Consider the following 18,470-nt stretch of genomic DNA (forward strand, 5'->3'; position numbering starts at 1 on the left):
GCTGCGCGTTGGCAGGGCCGTCAGCCGGCGGGCTTGATGGTGACGTCGGTCACATGCAGTTCGCCACGCAGCACCTGTGCCACGCCGCGTGGCGCCGGGTTGACCAGGCGCAGCCACTGGCCTTCGCAGCCCTCGCTGGCCGGCACTTCGAACGCCAACTCCAGCGTGCCCCAGTCGCGCGCCTCGCGCACGCGCGCACCTTGCGCGATGCGGGTGCGGCCGTCGCCGCAGGTGAGGGTCCATTCCAGGCCCTGGTCCGAGCGCAGGGCGCGGGTGCGCGCACGCAGGGTCAAGACGTGACGCCCCGGGGCCAGCAGCAGCGGATGCTCAAGGCCGACATCGGCCACCGGCCGGCCCAGGAACGCGAAGCGCGCGGCGTGCGCGCCGCCGGGCAGCGCGATGCGGTCGAAGACCACGCCATTGGTGCGGCGCAGACGCCAGTCGAAGCCGCTGGACGCGGGCATGCGCGAAAAGTCGCCGTTCCACGGCACCGGCAGGCGCTCGGGCACGTCTTCCAGGCCGCTGACCCAGCGCGCGTAGGCGTTGCCCCAGCGCCCGTCCTTCAGCATGCCGTCGATCCAGCGCGCGACCTCGTCCGGCGCCAGGCGGCCCTGCGCGCGAAGTGCGCCATGCAGGTTGTCGGCGGCATCCGGCAGGCCGGAGTTGGCGGCGGTGTTGAGGATGGCCGTGCGCCAGCGCGGGTGTTGCGCGAGATGCGTGGCCAGTGCCTTGGCGAACCCGGGGTCCTGCGACAGCTGGGCCAGCAGCGGCAGCAGCTCGCGATGGCTGCGGTCGGAGACGCTGAGCATGGCGTCGATGTGGTCGATGGCGGTGGCGTAGTCGCCGGATTCGAGCGCCTGCGACGCCAGCCAGCCGCGCACCTGCAGGTCGCGCGGGGCACGGCGCGCGGCGATTTCGTACCGCGCCTGCACGTCTTGTGCGCTGCCTTCGTCGCCCAGTGCCGCGGCGAGGATGCCGAAGGCGCGGCCCTGCGCGGGTTCGCGCGCCAGCACGCTGCGGGCCAGCGCGGTGGCGGACGCGTGGTCACCGGCACGCAGGCGGGCCTGTGCTTCGGCCAGGTCGGCGCTGACGGCCGCCTGCGCGCCGCGGGTGGCGACCAGGCGCACGCCGGTGAACGCCAGCACGGCGAGCAAGGCCGCGAACAGCAGCCAGCGCACGGGGCTCATCGCGCCGGCTCCAGCTGCAACTCGGAGACGCGCCAGGCGTCGTTATCGCGGGCGAGCTGCAGGCGCAGCAGACCGGTTTCCTGCGTGCCGCGCGCGGCCTGGATGCGGTAGGCGCCGAGCAGCGCGGCGCGCCGGTCGTCGAGCGTCCAGGCCGGTGCCTCGATCTGCATGCTGCGGCGCTGCCGCGCGTCGAGCCTTGCATGCAGGCGGTTGCGCACGCCGGCGGCTTGCAGTCGGATCGCCGGGTCGAGGAAGGCGGGCGCCGGCGCATCGGTCCGGGTGAGGTATGCGGTGAGTGTGCCGACGGTGGCTTCGGCTTCGCGCATGAGTTGCAGCGGGTCGCTGGGGGTGCTGTTGGATTGGGTGGCGGACGATGCCCGCGATGTGGCGGCTGGCGTGGCGTCGCTGTAGGCCAATGCCGCGGGCGACTCTTCCGCTACTGCGATGCGCGAAGACGCGGCGGCGTGGGCGATGCTGATGGCGGATGTGTCCTGCGGTGCGGGCTCGGCGCGACGGATTGGTGGCGTTGCCGGTGGCGTGGCTGCCTTCGGTGCCGATGCTGTCGAAGCTAGGGACGCTGCCGGTGCCGGCGCTGTCAGTGCGGGTATTGGCGAAAGCGCGGCAGCGCGTTGCGCAACCCGGGTGCCCGCCATTGCGGCCGTGGCGGGAGGCTGCTCGGCAGTGCGCGCGACAGGCGGCGATGGCGCGATGTCCGCCGCGGCCGGCGGCGTTGAAGCGCGCTGCTGGGCGGCTTCAACGAGCGCCGACACGCGCTGCGACAACGATGGCACCTCCTGCGTCGACGCCTGCGATTGCGCCGGCGCCGGTGTCGACAGCGCGTCCGCACTCACGCCGGCGGCTAGATCCGTCGGGGCATCGCGCAGCCGGTCGAGCTCGCCTTCGCGCTGCACCGCCAGCCAGGCCAGGGCGACGCAGGCCAGGCCCAGCCCGGCGACGGCAAATGGACCGGCGCGACTGGTCGGCGCGTCGCCCTCCAGCCGCACACCGCGCGGGCGCGCCCGCATTCCGTTAAATGGCGATGGCGTTGCGCCCTGCCCCGCGGCGGCATCCAGCTGCGCGTCGTAATCGGCCATGGCCTCGCCACTGCGCAGCTGCGTCCAGGCCGCGTTGACGCGCGTGGCGAAGGCGGACTCCCACTGCGCGCCTTCGTTGCGGTCCGGATGCAGCCAGCGCAACAGCAGGCGGTGGTGGTCGCGGATCTCGGCATGCTCCGCGCCACGCGCCACGCCGAGCACGCGGTAGGCATCGGCTCCTTCGGCCAGGAGCACCTGCTGCACGTAGAAGCGCGAGGCCTCGAGCAGCTCGCCGTAATCGTGGCCGGTGCGCGAAGCGGCGGCGCGTGCGCGATCGACGGAGCCGGACGCGATGGCCAGCAGCTCGCCCATGCCGTCGGGCAGCGGTCGGGCGCGCAACGTGCCACGCAGTGCGGGTGCACGCAGCAGGCCGAGCGCCACATCCAGCGCGTCGTCGCTCCCCGTGGTCATCCCCGCGCCCCGTTACTTGCCGGCGAGCTTCGGCGTGGTGCCGTAGGAGTAGTACGAGGCGTAGTCGTAACCGTAGCCCGCGACCTTGGCGTCGTAGTGCGTGAGCAGCCCGCCGATGACGCGCGCGCGCGCCGCGGCCAGGCGCTTGAGCGCGGCCTGCGCGGTCTTGATGCGCGTCTCGCCGGCCTGCACCACCAGCAGCGTGCCGGACACCACGTTCGACAGGATCGGCGCATCGGCGATGCCGAGCACCGGCGGGCCGTCGATGATCACCTGGTCGTAGGTTTCCGCGGCCACGGTGAGCATCGACAGCAGGCGGCTGCCGGACAGGAGTTCCGCCGGGTTGGGCGGCAGCGGGCCGGCGAGGATCACCTTCAGGCGCTCGTCGTCGGTATCCATCACCACGTCGCTGGCGCTGGCGGCACCGGCGAGCAGGCTCGAAAGCCCGGTCTCCGAACGCACGCCGAGCACCTTGTGCAGCGACGGATTGCGCAGGTCGGCTTCGATCAGCAGCACGCGCTTGCCGAGCTGGGTGAAGTTGCGCGCCAGCGTGTGCGCGGTGGTGGACTTGCCTTCCGACGCGCTGGGGCTGGTGACCAGCAGCACCTTGGGCACGCCGCGATCGGTGGAGAACTGCAGCGCGGTGCGCACCGAGCGATACGCCTCGGAGAATGCCGAGCGCGGATCGGCGATGGCGTCGGCGACGCTCTGCTTGCGCAGGTCGGGGATGATGCCGAGCACGGCGAGACGCAGGTGCTGCTCGATGTCTTCCGGGCTCTTGAGCGTGTCGTCGAGGAATTCGAGCACGAACGCCAGCAGCACGCCGAGCATCAGGCCGAGCAGCAGGCCGATGGCGAGGTTCTTCGACAGGCTGGGCTTGAAGCGCCCGGTGGGCACCACTGCGCGGTCGACGATGGAGATGTTGTTGGTGCCAACGCCGGCACCGCCGGCGACGCCGATCTCCTTGTAGCGCTGCAACAGGCCGTCGTAGAGCTGGCGGTTGGTGTCCACCTCGCGGCGCAGGATGTTGTAGTCGATGGAGCGGTTGTCGACATCGAGCGTCTTGGTGCGCAGGCTGTTGAGTTGCGCGACCAGCATGGTCTCGCGGGCCTGGGCGGCGTCGTACTCGGCCTTGATGGAGCCACGCACGGATGCGCGCTCCTGCGCGATCTGGCGGTCGACCTCGTCGATCTGGCCCTTCAGCGCCTGCATGCTCGGGTATTCGGGCTTGTAGGTCTGCAGCTGCTGCTGGTACTGCGCGTTGAGCGTGGCGCGCTGCTGCTGCAGGGTATTGAGGATGGAGGTGCCGATGGCCGCCGCCGGCAACGCGCCGCCGCCGCTGACCTGGCTCCACGCCGCCTGGGCGCGGATGCGGTCGTCCTGCGCGCTGGCGAGCGCGGCGTTCAGCGCGCCGAGGTTCTGGCTTTCCAGCGACTGGCTGCCCTCGCCGCTGGCGACGATGTTTTCTTTCAGCGCAAACGCGACCAGCGCGCGCTCGGACTCTTCCAGGCGGCCCTTGGCGAGCGCGAGCTGCTCTTCCAGGTACTTGCTGGCATACGACGAGGCATCGAACTTGCGCTCGATGGCGGACGCGATGAAGCCATCGGCCACCGCGTTGACCACGCGCGCCGAGAACGCCGGCAGCGTGGAGTCGTAATGCACGCGCACCAGGCGCGAGTTGCGCACCGGCTCGACGGTGAGGCCGTTGCGCACGATGCCCACGGCCTGGCCGAGGTTGGACAGCGCGTCGGGGCTTGTGCCCTCGTCGATGGGATCGGGAAGCGCTTCCGCTTCCGCATCGACCTTCGTCTCCGGGCGCAGCGCACCGGTGGCGCGCTCCCACCAGCCGGTGGAGGCGAGCTGGTCGACGGTGGCGGCATCGATCTGCAGCTCGTTGGCAACGCGCTCGGCCAGGCTGCGGCTCTTCAGCAGCTCGTACTGGGTCTGCAGGAAGTCCGGCGCCGAACCTTCGGCATTGCCCACGCCTTCGATGTTCATGATCTGCACCGACTCGCGGTCGATCTGCAGGGTGGCGGACGCGCGGTACACCGGCGGCATCATCAGCGTGGCGATCAGCGCCAATGCCACCACCGTTCCGAGCACGCCGAGCACCAGCCAGCGGCGCTTGACCAGGATGCGCCAGTAGGCGAGCAGGTCGATCTCGTCATCGTCGGCGCGCTTGTCCTCGAACAGCTCGAGGGCCACGCCACGCCCGCCGGCGATGGCGGGAAGCTGCGTGCCTTCGCGGCGCGCCGGCAGGTTGCTTCTGGAATCGTCCGCCGGATCGCCCGGCAGCTTGTCGTCTTGCATGTGGTTTGTTGTCCGTAACGGTTTTAATGGCGCTCAGAGCGCGAAGAACATGGCCATTGCAGGCACCGTGCGCAGGAATTCGCGGAACGCCGACTTGCTGCCGGAACGCTCGACGACAATGATGTCGTCGCCGTACACCTGCGCGTCCGGCATGTCGCCACGGCGCACCGCGGCCAGGTCGAACGCGGCAGCCATGCGCTTGCCGTCCACGTGGCGGAACAGCACCACGCCTTCGAGGTCGGCGAACTCGTCCAGCCCCTCTGCCATCGCCACGGCCTGCAGCAACGTGGTCTTGCCGGTGAGCGGATAGATGCCCGGCTTCTTGACCGCGCCTTCCAGGGTGACGCGCTGGCTGGTGTATTCCTTGACGAAGATGCTGACCTGCGGGTTCTGCAGGTAGCCGTCGGCGTACTTGCGGCCCAGCTCGGCCTCGAGCTCGGGCACGGTCTTGCCGCCTGCCATCACGCTGCCGACCAGCGGCACGTTGATCAGGCCGTTGGAGTTGACCCGCGCCTGGTGCTTCAGCTCCTCCACGCCGAACACGCTGATCTCCAGCAGGTCCTGGGCGCCGACGCGGTAGTCGGTGGCGCCTTCGTAGGCACCCGACGCGGTGGTGGTATCCGGCGGCGGCAGCACCACGCCCATGTTGGCGCGGTGGGCGGCGCGGTTGGGCGAGGCGCACGCGCCCAGCACCATGGCCAGCAGCACCGCGAACAGGACGATCCAGGACTTACGCATATATATAGCCTCGTGACAGGAGCGCCGTTGCGGTCATGCGGAACGGAGCAGGCGCGACCAGAAGGGCTTGCGCGCCCTGGCCGGTGGTGCGGGAAGGGGCGGCAGTGTATCTGCTGCGGAATTCAGGAGCATGGCGGACGGCCGGGTGAGGACCATGTGCCCGGCCTCCTCGGCACCCACCAGGCGCGCCGCGGCCTCGCGGCCTTCGGCCAGCAGCGGCGGGCGGCGCGTGGGGTGGTGGGCATCGGTGGCAAGGATGTGGCAGTGGCCCTCGCCCACGAACCGCTCGCCCCAGTACTGCGCGCGGCGGCCAAAACGCCCGGTGAGCGCGCCGGCGGTGACCTGCATGAACACCCCGCGCCCGGCGAGGCGCACGAAGGTGTCGTAATGCTGCTCCACCCAGGTGAGCCGCTCCGGATGTGTGACCACAGGCACATAACCTGCGGCCATCAGCTCGAACATGGTGTCTTCCAGGCGCGGCGGCGCCACGTGGTGCGGCGGCTCGAACAGCAGGTAGCGGGAGCCGGCCAGCGTGGGGATGCGGCCGTCGCGGATGCCGGCGGCCAGCCCCTGGTCGAGGTGCACGTCGGCGCCTTCCACGAGCTTCAGGGCGATGCCTTCGCGGTCCAGCTCGGCCTGCAGGGCGACGATCGCGGCGCGGATGTCCGGGCCCTTGTTCTCGTACATGCCGGGATAGATGTGCGGGGTGCAGGCCGTCACGGTGATGCCATCGGCCACCGCGATGCGGGCCATCTCCAGCGACATGGCAAGGTCAACCGCCCCGTCATCGATCGCGGGGAGCAGGTGGCAATGGAGGTCCAACATGCCGCGGATCCGTGTGGCAGCGTGCAAACAATGCAGCCGCGCACCTTACCACCGCCTGCCTTTACCCCTCCTCACGCCGCCAAGCTGGAGCGCCGAATGCCCCTGTGGTGGCCGTGAGGCCTTCGCGGCTCATGTCCCCCGGTATCCGCCTGCGGCGGATACCTCCTCCTTGACTTCCCCGCGAAGGCCTCACGACCACTTCGGGTCTGTTTGGCGCCTGCCGGTACTGGAGAGCAACGGCCAAGACGACGAGCCAGGGCCAAGGCGAAGAGCAAAGCACGAGACGGAGAGCAAAGCGCCAGGATCGCGAGGTGTGCTTTTCAGCCACGCGCGATGCGGCGCACCGGGTGCCAAGGGCCTTGAGGGCGAAGTCAAGGAGGAGGCGATGGCCAAGGCCATCGCCGGGGGACATGAGTCCTCAAGGCCCTTGGTACCCGGCACCCGCAGCGCCTTCGTGCCCGGCACGCGCACGAAAAAAGGGCCAGCTTCTTTGCGTGTTGCGCAAAGAAGCTGGCCCTTTCGATTTTCTGGAGGCCTCAGTCGGAATCGAACCGGCGTACGCGGATTTGCAGTCCGCTGCATGACCACTCTGCCATGAGGCCCACTTGAAACTGGCGCCAGGCGAATTGCCGGGCCTGACACAACGAGACCCCGTTGCCGGGGTCTTGTCTCAAACCTGGAGCGGGAAACGAGACTCGAACTCGCGACCTCAACCTTGGCAAGGTTGCGCTCTACCAACTGAGCTATTCCCGCGCTGAGCCAGGCATTTTACGGGTCGCGGATACGTTGTCAACAGGTGCGCCCTCACTTGCGCGAAGGACCGGCCACGCCGCACGCAAATACTCGAATCCGGACCACAGCGTGAGCAGCGCCGCCACCGCCAGCATCCAGTCGCCGATGTGGAAGATCGGCTCGCCGAGCCACGCCTGCGGCCGCGGCGGATTCTTGTCGGGCGTCACCGCGTACAGCAGCGCCAGCAGCGCCACCATCTGCACCACCGTCTTGATCTTGCCGATGGTGGCCACCTTCACCGTCGCGCTCTGCCCCAGCTCCGCCATCCACTCGCGCAGCGCCGACACCGCGATCTCGCGGCCCACGATCACCGCCGCCCAGAACGCCATCCACGGCGTGGGATGGCCCTGCACGATCAGGAACAGCGCGGTGGCGACCATCAGCTTGTCGGCCACCGGATCCAGGAACGCCCCGAACGCCGAGTACTGGTTGTAGCGGCGCGCGATCCAGCCATCCAGCCAGTCGGTGATGGCGGCGAAGCCGAAGATCGCCGCGGTCAGGAAATTGCTCCACTGCCAGGGCAGGTAGAACATCAGCACCATCACCGGAATGAGGACGATGCGCAGCAGGGTGAGCCAGGTGGGGATGGTGAGCTTCATGGGTCTCGCGTGGCCTTGGCGCCTGGCGCGGGGGCGTCCAGGCCGTGCAGTGTGGCGTAAATCCGTTCCGCGAGCGCCTGGTTGACGCCTTCGACGCGCGCGATTTCGGCGACGCCGGCCGCGCGCAGCCCGCCCAGCCCGCCGAAATGCTTGAGCAGGCTGGCGCGCCGGCGCGGGCCGATGCCCGGGATGTCCTCGAGCCGGCTGGTGCTGCGCGCCTTCTGCCGGCGGCCGCGGTGGCCGGTGATGGCGAAACGGTGCGCCTCGTCGCGCACCTGCTGCACCAGCTGCAGGCCGGGCGATGCCGCGCCGGGCTGCAGCTCGCGTCCGTCCGGCAGCAGCAGCGTTTCATGCCCGGCCTTGCGCGCTTCGCCCTTGGCCACGCCGACCACGGTGACGCCCTGGATGCCGAGTTCGCCGAGCACCGCGTTGGCCTGCGCCACCTGCCCCCCGCCGCCGTCGATCAGCAGCACGTCGGGCAGCACCGGGCCGTCGCCCTCGCCCGGCGTGCTGTCGGCGGCGCGGCGGAAGCGCCGCGACAGCACCTGGTGCATGGCCGCGTAGTCGTCGCCCGGCTCGATGCCGGCGATGTTGTAACGCCGGTACTGGCCGCGCACCGGGCCTTCGGCATCGAACACCACGCACGAGGCCACGGTGGCCTCGCCCATGGTGTGGCTGATGTCGAAGCACTCGATGCGCCTGGCCGGCGCGGCCAGGCCGAGCAGCGCGCGCAGCGATTCCGCGCGCGCGGCCTGCGCCGCCTGGCTGCCGAGCATGGTCGCCAGCTGCTGCACGGCATTGCGCCGCGCCATGTCCAGATAGCCGGCGCGCTCGCCGCGCACGCTGGGCTTGATGACCACCTTGCGCCCGGCCTGCAGCGAGAACGCCTCCTGCAGCAGGTCGATGTCCTCGATGGCGCGGTCGAGCACGATCTCCTGCGGCGGCACCTGGCCGGTGTAGTACTGCGACACGAACGCCGCCAGCACTTCGGCCGGTTCATCGACGCCGTTGGTCTTGGGGAAGAACGCGCGGGTGCCGAAGTTGCGGCCGTCGCGGAACGCCAGCAGCAGCACGCAGGCGTGCGTGCCTTCCATGGCGATGGCCAGCACGTCGAGATCCGCGGCGCGGCCGTCGACGTACTGCCGCGCCTGCATGCTGCGCAGGCTGGCGAGCGTGTCGCGCAGGCGCGCGGCGCGCTCGAAGGCGAGTGCCTGGCTTGCCGCCTCCATGCCGGCGGCGAGTTCGTCGACCAGCTGGTCGCTGCGGCCTTCGAGGAACAGCCGCACGCGGCGCACGGCATCGTCGTACTCGGCCTGCTCGACGAAGCCGACGCAGGGCGCGCTGCAGCGGCCGATCTGGTACTGCAGGCAGGGCCGCGTGCGGTTGCGGTACACGCTGTCCTCGCAGCTGCGCAGCTTGAACAGCTTGTGCAGCAGGTTGAGCGTCTCGCGCACCGCCATGACGCCCGGGTACGGGCCGTAGTAGTTGCCGGGCACCGTCTGCGGGCCGCGGTGCATGGCGATGCGCGGCGCATCCTCGCGGGTGAGCAGGATGTAGGGATAGCTCTTGTCGTCGCGCAGCAGCACGTTGTAGCGCGGCTTGAGCGACTTGATGAGCTGGTTTTCGAGCAGCAGCGCCTCGGCCTCGGTGCGCGTGACCGTGACCTCCATGCGCGCCACCTGCGCCAGCATGGCGGTGGTGCGCGGGCTCTTGGGGCTGGCGCTGAAGTAGCTGGCAACGCGCTTCTTCAGCGCGCCGGCCTTGCCGACATACAGCACGCTGTCGTCGGCGGCGTGCATGCGGTACACGCCGGGCGCGGTGCTCAGGCCGCGGACGAAGGCCTTGCCGTCGAAGGCCGCAGCCCCGCCCTGGGGCGGCCCGTCGGGCGGCACGCTGCCGGCCGCGGTCATTCGCCGATGGGGATGTGGCGCAGCGCGCCATCCCGGGTGTCGAGGCGCAGCACGGCGTGCGCGTCGGTGTCGGCGATCCACACCACCCCGTCGGCCACGGCCAGGCCGCAGGGCGCGTGCAGGCGCTGCGGAAGCGGCCAGGTGCTGATCTCGCCGCCACCCAGGCGCAACGAACGCAGGCAGTCGTTGCCGCTGTCGGCGATCCACAGCACCGGCGAATTGGGATCGAGCGCGATCGCCTGCGGCTGCTGCAGCGCGGCGTCGGTGCGCACGCCGTCGGCGTTGCCGTGGTTCCAGGGGTCGCGGCCGACCAGCGTCGACACCAGCCCGCTGCGCGCGTTGGCGGAACGGATCGCCGAGCCCGCGGCATCGCACGCGTAGACCACCTGCTGCACCGAGGCCAGCGCCACCGGCTCGGCGAACGCCGCCGCGCGGCCGACACCGTCGACCACGTCCAGCAGGCCGGAACCCGCGAGCAGCGTGATGCCCGGCGTGCCCATGTCGTAGCGCCACAGGCGGTTGTCGCCGGCGGTGGCGATGAACATGGCGCCCGCGGCCAGCGACACCGCGCGCGGCTGGTCCAGCGCCACCGTGCGCGGATCGCCGACCGGGCCTTCGACGGGGGTGCCCGGGCGGCCGGCACCGAGCACGGTGTCGATGTCGCCCGAGCGCAGCTGGATGCGGCGCACCGCGTGGTTGCCGGTATCGGCGACGTAGAGCATGTCGCGCTCGATGCACAGGCCCTGCGGCCGGTTGAGCGCGGACAACTCCATCGGACCGTCGATGAAGCCCGGGCCGCCGGAGCCGAACTGGCGCAGCACGCGGCCGGAGTGGTCGCACTCCAGCACGCGGTGGTGGCCGCTGTCGGCCACGTACAGGTAGTTGCCCGACAGGGCGATGCCCATCGGGAAGCGCAGCGGCAGCATCGGCTCGCCGACGCGGCGCATCTCGATGGGCTCGACGTTGCGCGAGCGCGGCCTGGCCTCGGCGTTCAGCGCGGCGACCGCCGAGTCCAGCTCGCGCAGCTGGCCGTCACCCGTGAAGCGCTCGCGGATGCGGCCGTCGGCGTCGATCAGCACCACCGTGGGCCAGGCCTCGATGCCGTAGTGCTGCCACAGCGTCCAGTCGGCGTCGTGGGCGACCGGGAATTCGATGGTCTGCCGGTTCAGGCGCTTGGCGGCGCGGCGCGGATCGCGCTCGTGGTCGAAACGCGGCACGTGCACGGCGACCACGTTGAGGCGCTCGCCATGGCGGCCACGCAGGTGGGCGAGATCGACCATGCGCTGCATGGACCACGCTGAGCCGGCGTTGACGAAGGCCAGCGCGCAGACGCGCCCGCGCAGCTGCGCCATGCGCACCGGCGCGGTGGTGTTGAGCCATTCCAGGCTCGGCGGGAATTCCGGGGCGAGGACTGCATCCATCGCCCGATTATGCCTGCTGCAGTCGGAGCTCGGCGCGCGCCAGGTCTTCGGGGGTGTCCACGCCCGGCGGGAACGGCTCCGGCGACAGCGCCACGGCGATGCGGTGGCCGTGCTCGAGCGCGCGCAGCTGCTCCAGCGACTCGATGCGCTCGAGCGGCGTGGGCGGCAGCGCCGCGAAGCGCCGCAGGAAGCCGGCGCGGTAGCCGTAGATGCCGATGTGGCGCAGCCAGTGGTGGCCTCCGGGCATCTGCCCGCGCCCCTGCGCCGTGGCGAAGGCATCGCGCGGCCACGGCAGCGGCGCGCGGCTGAAGTACAGCGCGTCGCCGTTGGCGGCACGGACCAGCTTGACGGCGTTGGGGTCGAACAGCGTGGCGACGTCCTCCACCGGCGTGGCGAGCGTGGACATCTCCGCGCCGGACGCGACCAGCGCGGTCGCCACCGCGCGGATCCCTGCCGCGGGGGCGAACGGCTCGTCGCCCTGCAGGTTCACGACCACCGCGTCGTCCGCCCAGCCGGCGATGTCGGCGCATTCGGCCAGGCGGTCGCTGCCGGACAGGTGGCCGGGCGAGGTCATCGCCACGCGCGCACCGCTGCCGTCCAGCGCCTGCGCGATGCGCGCGTCGTCGGCCGCCACCCAGACTTCGCGCGCGCCGGCGGCCAGGGCGCGGCGTGCGACATGCAGCACCAGCGGCTCGCCGCCGAGCAGCTGCAGGGGCTTGCCCGGCAGGCGCGTGGCCGCGAAGCGCGCGGGGATGGCGACGATGAAGTCGAGCTCAGGCATCGGCGCCGCCGGCCTGCGTGCGCGCCGCGGGCAACCTGGCCAGGAACGCGATCCAGAACGCCTCCGGCAGCTCCGCCCGCACCGGCACCATGTAATGGCGCTCGGTGACGAAGGCCGCGCACTTCACCGCGTCCTTGGCGGTCATCAGCACCGGCAGGTCGCTGCCGAAGCGCAGGTCGTCCTCGCTGTAGGCGTGGTGGTCGGCGAACGCATGCGGCACCACCGCGATGCCGAGGCTGCGCAGCATGGTGAAGAAACGCTCCGGGTCGCCGATGCCGGCCACGGCATGCACGCGCTGGCCGATGAAGTCCGACAGCTTGCGCGGCCGGCCGCCGGCGAGCGGCATGGCGTCGCCGGGCGCCAGCCACATCGGCCATTCGCCGAAGCCGGCGACGAGGTCCGGATCGCTGCCGACGTTGAGCACGCGGAAATCGCAGCTGGCGGCGCGCGCGGCGGGTTCGCGCATCGGCCCGGCCGGCAGCGGCAGGCCGTTGCCGTGGCGGCGGCGGCCGTCGATGACTTCGATCTCGATGTCGCGGGCCAGTGCGTAGTGCTGCAGGCCGTCATCGCAGACCACCACGTTGCAGCCGGCGGCGACCAGCGCGCGCGCGGCGGCGGCGCGGTCGGCATCCACCCGCACGCGCACGCCCGTCAGGCGGGCGATCAGCACCGGTTCGTCGCCGCCGATGGCGGGCGCGGTATCGGCATCCACCCAGGCCGCGGCGCGCGCATCCTTGCGCCCGTAGCCGCGGCTGGCGACGCCCGGGGTGAAGCCCGCGGCCTTCAGGCGCTCGACGATGGCCAGCGTGAGCGGGGTCTTGCCGCTGCCGCCGGCGATCAGGTTGCCGACCACGACCACCGGCGCGCCGGCCTGCTTCCGCCGCAGCAGGCCCTTGCGGTACAGCGAGACGCGCGCGGCGACGGCCGCGGCGTAGAGCTTCGACAGCATGCGCGCGGGCAGCGGCGGCGTGCTGCCGTCGAACCACCAGCGCGGCGCCTGGCGCACGCGGCTCACGCCGGCCCGCCTTCGCGGAACTGCATGCCGTGCAGGTGCGCGTACAGCCCGCCCTGCGCCAGCAGCTCGGTGTGCGTGCCCTGCTCCAGCAGCCGGCCCTGGTCGAACACCAGCACCTGGTCGGCGTGTTCGATGGTCGACAGGCGGTGCGCGACGACCAGCGTGGTGCGGTCGGGCATCAGCCGCTGCAGCGCGTCCTGCACCAGGCGTTCGGATTCGGTGTCGAGCGCGGCGGTGGCTTCGTCGAGGATCAGGATCGGCGCGTCGCGCAGGATGGCGCGCGCGATGGCCAGGCGCTGGCGCTGGCCGCCGGACAGCAGCGCGCCGTTCTCGCCGATCGGGGTGTCCAGGCCCTGCGGCAGGCGTTCGATGAACTCCCAGGCATTCGCCGCTTCGGCGGCGGCGCGGATCGACTCGCGCGGCGCCTCGATGCCGTAGGCGATGTTGGCGGCCACGGTGTCGTCGAACAGCGCCACGCGCTGGCCCACCAGCGCCACCTGGCGGCGCAGGTCGGCGAGCGCGTACTCGGCCAGCGGCGTGCCGTCGAGGGTGATGCGGCCGGAATCGGGCTCGTAGAAGCGCGGCACCAGGCGGATCAGGCTGGTCTTGCCGCTGCCGGAGCGCCCGACGATCGCGGTGACCGTGCCCGGGCGCGCGGTGAAGCTGACGTGGTCCAGCGCCACCCTGCCCTCGCCGCGCGCGTAGCTCAGGCTGACGTCGTCGAACACCAGCTCGCCGCGCGCGCGGTCGACCGGCGTGCGGCCGCGGTCGTCCTCTTCGACGTCGTCGAGGATCGAGAACAGGCGCTCGGCCGCGGCCACGCCGCGCCCGATCACGCTCTGCACGTTGGTGATGCGCCTGAGCGACGGGATGATGCCCATCATCGCGGTCATCAGCTGCATGAACTCGCCGGGGTCCAGGCGCTTGGCCAGCGCCTCGCCGATCGCCACCCACACGATCGCCGCCAGCGCCAGCGCGGCGAGGATCTGCACGAGCCCTGACGACAGCGCGCGGGTGGTCTCGACCTTCATGTTGAGCCGCAGCACGCGGTTGGCGAGCGACGAATAGCGCGCCTGCTCGAAGGCCTGCGCGCCGTGCACCTTGACGTCCTGCTGCGCGGCCAGCGATTGCTCGGCGCTGTGCGCCAGGTCGCCCATGCTGCTCTGGATGCCGCGGCTGATGCGCCGGTAGCGGCCGCCCACGTACCAGACCAGCACCCCGATCAGCGGCGCGATCAGGATCATCGCCATGGTGACCTTGACGCTGGTGTAGAGCATCAACGCGAACAGGAACAGGATGGTCAGGCCGTCGGCGACGATGATCTTCAGCGCATCGGCGCTGGCCTGGGTGACCTGCTCGGTGTCGAAGTTGAGCCGGCTGACCATGTTGGGCACGGCCTCGGTATCGAAGCGGCTGCTCGGCAGGCGCAGGTACTTGCCCAGCACCAGCTCGCGCAGGTCGCGCACCACGCTGCGCCCGGAGCGCGCCATGCCGTAGTCGGTGCAGAAAGTCGCCACGCCGCGCAGCAGGAACAGGAAGATGATCGCCAGCGGCAGGATCAGCGCCATCTCGGGCTTGGGATCGACGAAGCCGTCGTTGGTCAGCGGCTTCATCAGCCACACGAAGGCCGCGCCCGCGCCGGCCTCGATCACCATGCCGACGGTGGCCACGGTGAGCAGCGGCCAGTAACGCGCGGCGAAGCCGAGCAGGCGGCGGTAGGTGACCCAGGCGCTGGGCGTGGAAGCTTCGGCCGCGGCCGCAGCAGCCGCGACGGCGGACCCCGACGCGCCGGCCGCGGGCTTGCCGGCAGCGGTGCTGTTGCGGGTGCTTCCGCTCATTGCGTGGGCGGCGCCGTGCGCGCGCCGGACGCGGGCGCGGTGGCGATGGCCACGCGCTTGAAGCCGAGCTGGCCGAGCGCGTCCATCGCGGTCACCACCGCCTGGTGCGGCGTGCGTGCGTCGGCGCGCAGCAGCACGGCGCGTTCGCGGTCGTCGCCCGCGACTTCAATGATGGTCGCCTTGAGCGAATCCACGTCGGTGCGCAGCGCCTCGCGGTCGTCGATGAAGTAGCGGCCGTCGGCGTTGACCAGCACGCTCAGCGCCTGCGGGTCGTTGTCGGCCGGGCGCGCATCGGCGCTGGGCAGTTCGAGCTTCAGCACCGAGCGGGTATCGAAGGTGGTGGTGACCACGAAGAAGATGATCAGCACCAGGATCACGTCGATCAGCGGCACGAGGTTGATCTCGGGCACGTCCTCGGCGCGGCGGTCACGGATGCGCATGCGGCGCTCAGGCCCGCGCCGGATCGATGGCGTAGCCGGCGTCGTGGCCCGCATGGCCGGCGTGGCCGTCCGCGGCCGGTGCGACGCGCCTGGCACGGTGGTCGATGGCGTCCATCAGCTGGATCGCCTCGTGTTCCATGTCGATGATGTAGCCGTCGATGCGCGCGCGGAAGTAGCGGTGGAACATCAGCGCCGGCACCGCGACGATCATGCCGGCCGCCGCGCACACCAGCGCCTTGCCGATGCCGCCGGCGAGCTCGTTCATCTCGCCCATGCCGACATCCATGATGCCGAGGAACATCTGGATCATGCCGACCACGGTGCCGAACAGGCCCAGCAGCGGGCCGGCGGCGGCGATGGTGCCGAGCGCGTTGAGGTAGCGCTCCATGCGGTGCACCAGGTGGCGGCCGACATCCTCGACGCGCTCGCGCATCTCCTCGCGCGGGCGGTTGCGCATGTCCAGCACCGACGCCAGCAGCGCGCCCAGCGGCGAGTTGCCGCGCAGCGACTCGATGTGCGCGGGGTCGAGATGGCCGCCGCGGCCGGCCCAGTCGCGCACTTCGCGGCCGAGGCCCGCGGGCACCACCACGCTGCGGCGCAGCGTCCAGTAGCGTTCGACGATGATTGCCAGCGCCACCGCCGACAGCAGCAGCAGCGGCAGCATCGGCCATCCGCCTGCCTTGACCAGTTCCAGCACGCCTTGCTCCCCGGGCCGGGGGGCCCGCCGTTCAATCCGGCGGATAGGATACCGCGACCCTCTTCCCCCGCTTGCGCCCGGAATCCCACAACCGCGGCCGCCGCGCCCGTTCGGTGCCGGCCTCCAGGCCGTCCGCGCCAAGGCGGATGCGCAAGGCTCCGCCCACGGCGGTCTCCAGCACGCGGGCGCCCGCGTCCTCCCAGCGCGCCACGACACCGGCATCCGGGTGCCCGAAGCGGTTGCCGTGGCCGGCCGACACCAGCGCCAGGTGCGCGCCGATGGCGGAGACGAAGCCCGGCGTGGACGAGTGCCGCGAGCCGTGATGCCCGACCACCACCACCTCGGCCGGAAGGTCCTCCGGCACGCGGCCGACCAGGCGCTCCTCCACCGGCGCGCCGATGTCGCCGACCAGCAGCATGGCGCCATGCACGCTCTCGATGCGCAGCACGCAGCTGGCCTCGTTGCGCAGGTAGGGGAAATGCAGCGGCGGATGCAGGATGCGGAAGGCCACGCCATCGTGCTGCCACCGGGCGCCCGCCAGGCACGGCGACGCCTCGTCGATGCCGGCGCCTTCCGGCGCGAGCAGGCGCGGCGCGGGGAAACGCCGGCGCACCGCGGCCAGCCCGCCGGCGTGGTCGGCATCGGCATGGCTCACCACCATGGCATCCAGCCGGCGCACGCCGAGTGCGTGCAGCGCCGGCACCACGGTGCGCTCGCCGGCGTCGTAGCCCTCGGGGATCGCCGGGCCCATGTCGTACAGCAGCGCATGGCGCGCGGTGCGCACCAGCAGCGCCAGGCCCTGGCCGACATCGACCACCACCAGCTCCACTTCGCCATGGCGCGGCAGCTGGCGATCGGGCCACAGCAGTGGCAGCCACAGCAGCGCGGCCAGCGGCTTGCCGGGAATGCCGCGCGGCAGCAGCAGCCAGAACGCCGCGGCCAGCGCCATCGGCAGGGCAAACCAGCGCGGCTCGGGCAGCCACCACAGCGCCAGCGGGCTGGCGCCAAGCCGCGCGAATGCCGGCCACGACAGGTCGAACGCCCACGCGGCCAGCCGCCACGCGCCCTCGCCCCAGCCGGCGTGCAGGCCGTCCAGCGCGGTGCCGAGCAGCGACAGCGGCACCACCACCAGGCTCCACCACGGAATCGCCACCAGGTTGGCGAACGGCCCGGCCAGCGAGGCCTGCCCGAACAGGATCACCGTGAGCGGCAGCAGGCCGAGCGTGGCCACCCACTGCGCCGACAGGAACTCGCGCGCGAGGTTGCCGCCGCGCGCCTGCGGCAGGCACCACACCAGCCAGGCCACGCCGGCGAAGCTGAGCCAGAAGCCCGCCGACAGCAGCGCCAGCGGATCGACCAGCAGCACCGCGATCGCCGCCAGCGCCAGCGCATCGGCGATGCGCAGCGGCCGACGCCACAGCCGCGCCGCCACCACCACGGCGATCATGAGCACCGTGCGCACCGTAGGCAGCGCGAAGCCGGCGACCGCGGCATAGCCCACCGCGCCGCACAGCGCCACCGCCGCCGACGCCTGCGGCCGCGGCAGCACGCGCCCGAGGCCGGGCAGCAGCCGCCACAGCCCCGAGCCGAGCAGCGCGAAAAAGCCCGCGACCATGCCGACATGGAAGCCCGAGATCGCGATCAGGTGGGTGAGCCCGGTGGCGCGCAGGATCTCCCAGTCGCGATCGTCGAGCGCGCGGGTGTCGCCGAGCGCCAGCGCGCGCACGTAGCGCGACGAGCTGCTGGTGACCGCCGCATCGATGCGCGCGGCCATGCGGTCGCGCCAAGCGTCGATGCCGCGCGGCTGGCCGCGCTGCACGGCGTCGGCCGGTTCGCGCACGTAGCCGGTGGCGACCACGCGCTGCGCCATGGCGTGCTTCTCGCTGTCGAAGCTGCCCGGGTTGCGCAGCCCGCGCGGCGCGCGCAGGCGCACGTGCAGGTTCCAGTCGCCACCGGCGACGATCTCGCCGCGGCGCGAGGGTTCATCGGACCATTCGTTGTCGTACCAGGACAGGCGCAGCCGCGCGCCGCGCAGGAACGCAGGCAGCGCGGGATCGTCATCGACGCGCAGGTCGAAGCGCGTGCGCCGCGCCTCGTGCACCGGCAGGCCGATGACGCGGCCGCCGAGCTGGAAGTCATCGCGCTCGTGCGCGGGCGGCAGTTGCGCGGCCAGCGATGCCGCCGCGTGCAGGCCGCACAGGCCGAAGCCGAACAGCGCGGCGGCGGCCCATCGCCAGCGATCCTGGCGCCGCCACCAGGCGACGAGACCGGTGAGGAGCAGGGCCGCGAGCAACGCGACCGGGGGCAGCGCGGGGAGCAGCAGGCAGGCCTGGGCGCCGGCGACCAGGGCTGCTGCGGCGCCCACGCCGAGCGGGGGGGCCGCGATGATTCCGCTCATGCCGACTGCCCGGA

13 protein-coding genes, 2 tRNA genes and 1 pseudogene are annotated in these 18,470 nt (G+C 71.8%); all 16 read right to left on the reverse strand.

Annotated elements, in window-relative coordinates:
- Positions 1-20: 20 nt before the first annotated feature.
- Positions 21-1,187 carry a hypothetical protein gene (locus H5368_RS04300; RefSeq protein WP_182821699.1) on the reverse strand — a complete coding sequence of 389 codons (1,167 nt, stop codon included), beginning with the start codon at positions 1,185-1,187 and terminating at the stop codon, positions 21-23.
- A complete protein-coding gene (locus H5368_RS04305; RefSeq protein WP_182821701.1) occupies positions 1,184-2,692 on the reverse strand; it encodes a DnaJ domain-containing protein in 1,509 nt (502 codons plus the stop codon). Before H5368_RS04305 ends, H5368_RS04300 begins: the two co-directional genes overlap by 4 nt.
- Before the next feature lie 12 nt (positions 2,693-2,704).
- Positions 2,705-5,002 carry a polysaccharide biosynthesis tyrosine autokinase gene (locus H5368_RS04310; protein WP_182821704.1) on the reverse strand — a complete coding sequence of 766 codons (2,298 nt, stop codon included), beginning with the start codon at positions 5,000-5,002 and terminating at the stop codon, positions 2,705-2,707.
- Between the two features lie 33 nt (positions 5,003-5,035).
- Entirely contained in the window at positions 5,036-5,740 is a 705-nt protein-coding gene (locus tag H5368_RS04315) for a polysaccharide biosynthesis/export family protein (protein WP_182821706.1), read from the reverse strand.
- Positions 5,741-5,773: 33 nt separating this feature from the next.
- Positions 5,774-6,565 carry a CpsB/CapC family capsule biosynthesis tyrosine phosphatase gene (locus H5368_RS04320; RefSeq protein ID WP_182821708.1) on the reverse strand — a complete coding sequence of 264 codons (792 nt, stop codon included), beginning with the start codon at positions 6,563-6,565 and terminating at the stop codon, positions 5,774-5,776.
- A 528-nt stretch (positions 6,566-7,093) separates the two neighbouring features.
- Positions 7,094-7,167 (reverse strand) — tRNA-Cys (locus tag H5368_RS04325).
- Positions 7,168-7,242: 75 nt separating this feature from the next.
- Positions 7,243-7,318: transfer RNA gene (locus H5368_RS04330), tRNA-Gly, on the reverse strand.
- Entirely contained in the window at positions 7,309-7,956 is a 648-nt protein-coding gene (gene pgsA / locus H5368_RS04335) for a CDP-diacylglycerol--glycerol-3-phosphate 3-phosphatidyltransferase (protein ID WP_182821710.1), read from the reverse strand. The genes H5368_RS04330 and pgsA overlap by 10 nt, the downstream gene beginning before the upstream one ends.
- Positions 7,953-9,866 (reverse strand): excinuclease ABC subunit UvrC, encoded by a 1,914-nt coding sequence (uvrC, locus tag H5368_RS04340; protein ID WP_182821712.1) that lies wholly within the window; start codon positions 9,864-9,866, stop codon positions 7,953-7,955. The genes pgsA and uvrC overlap by 4 nt, the downstream gene beginning before the upstream one ends.
- On the reverse strand, positions 9,863-11,287 hold the full coding sequence (locus H5368_RS04345; protein ID WP_182821713.1) for a thioredoxin-like domain-containing protein: 1,425 nt from the start codon (positions 11,285-11,287) through the stop codon (positions 9,863-9,865). The genes uvrC and H5368_RS04345 overlap by 4 nt, the downstream gene beginning before the upstream one ends.
- A gap of 7 nt (positions 11,288-11,294) precedes the next feature.
- A complete protein-coding gene (gene kdsB, locus H5368_RS04350; RefSeq protein ID WP_182821715.1) occupies positions 11,295-12,068 on the reverse strand; it encodes a 3-deoxy-manno-octulosonate cytidylyltransferase in 774 nt (257 codons plus the stop codon).
- Positions 12,061-13,083 carry a tetraacyldisaccharide 4'-kinase gene (gene lpxK, locus H5368_RS04355; RefSeq protein WP_182821717.1) on the reverse strand — a complete coding sequence of 341 codons (1,023 nt, stop codon included), beginning with the start codon at positions 13,081-13,083 and terminating at the stop codon, positions 12,061-12,063. Before lpxK ends, kdsB begins: the two co-directional genes overlap by 8 nt.
- On the reverse strand, positions 13,080-14,921 hold the full coding sequence (gene msbA, locus H5368_RS04360; protein ID WP_182821720.1) for a lipid A export permease/ATP-binding protein MsbA: 1,842 nt from the start codon (positions 14,919-14,921) through the stop codon (positions 13,080-13,082). The genes lpxK and msbA overlap by 4 nt, the downstream gene beginning before the upstream one ends.
- Positions 14,918-15,361, reverse strand: coding sequence for a biopolymer transporter ExbD (locus tag H5368_RS04365; RefSeq protein ID WP_182821722.1), 444 nt, complete (start codon positions 15,359-15,361; stop codon positions 14,918-14,920). Before H5368_RS04365 ends, msbA begins: the two co-directional genes overlap by 4 nt.
- 7 nt (positions 15,362-15,368) lie before the next feature.
- Complete coding sequence (locus tag H5368_RS04370) at positions 15,369-16,058, reverse strand: MotA/TolQ/ExbB proton channel family protein (RefSeq protein WP_182821724.1); 690 nt, start codon at positions 16,056-16,058, stop codon at positions 15,369-15,371.
- Positions 16,006-18,456 (reverse strand): annotated as a pseudogene (locus H5368_RS04375) (DNA internalization-related competence protein ComEC/Rec2); the annotation flags it as partial. The gene H5368_RS04370 and the pseudogene H5368_RS04375, both read right to left, overlap by 53 nt.
- Between the last annotated feature and the right edge of the window lie 14 nt (positions 18,457-18,470).

This window comes from Luteimonas sp. MC1782, from assembly GCF_014164605.1.
Taxonomy (GTDB): Bacteria; Pseudomonadota; Gammaproteobacteria; order Xanthomonadales; family Xanthomonadaceae; genus Luteimonas.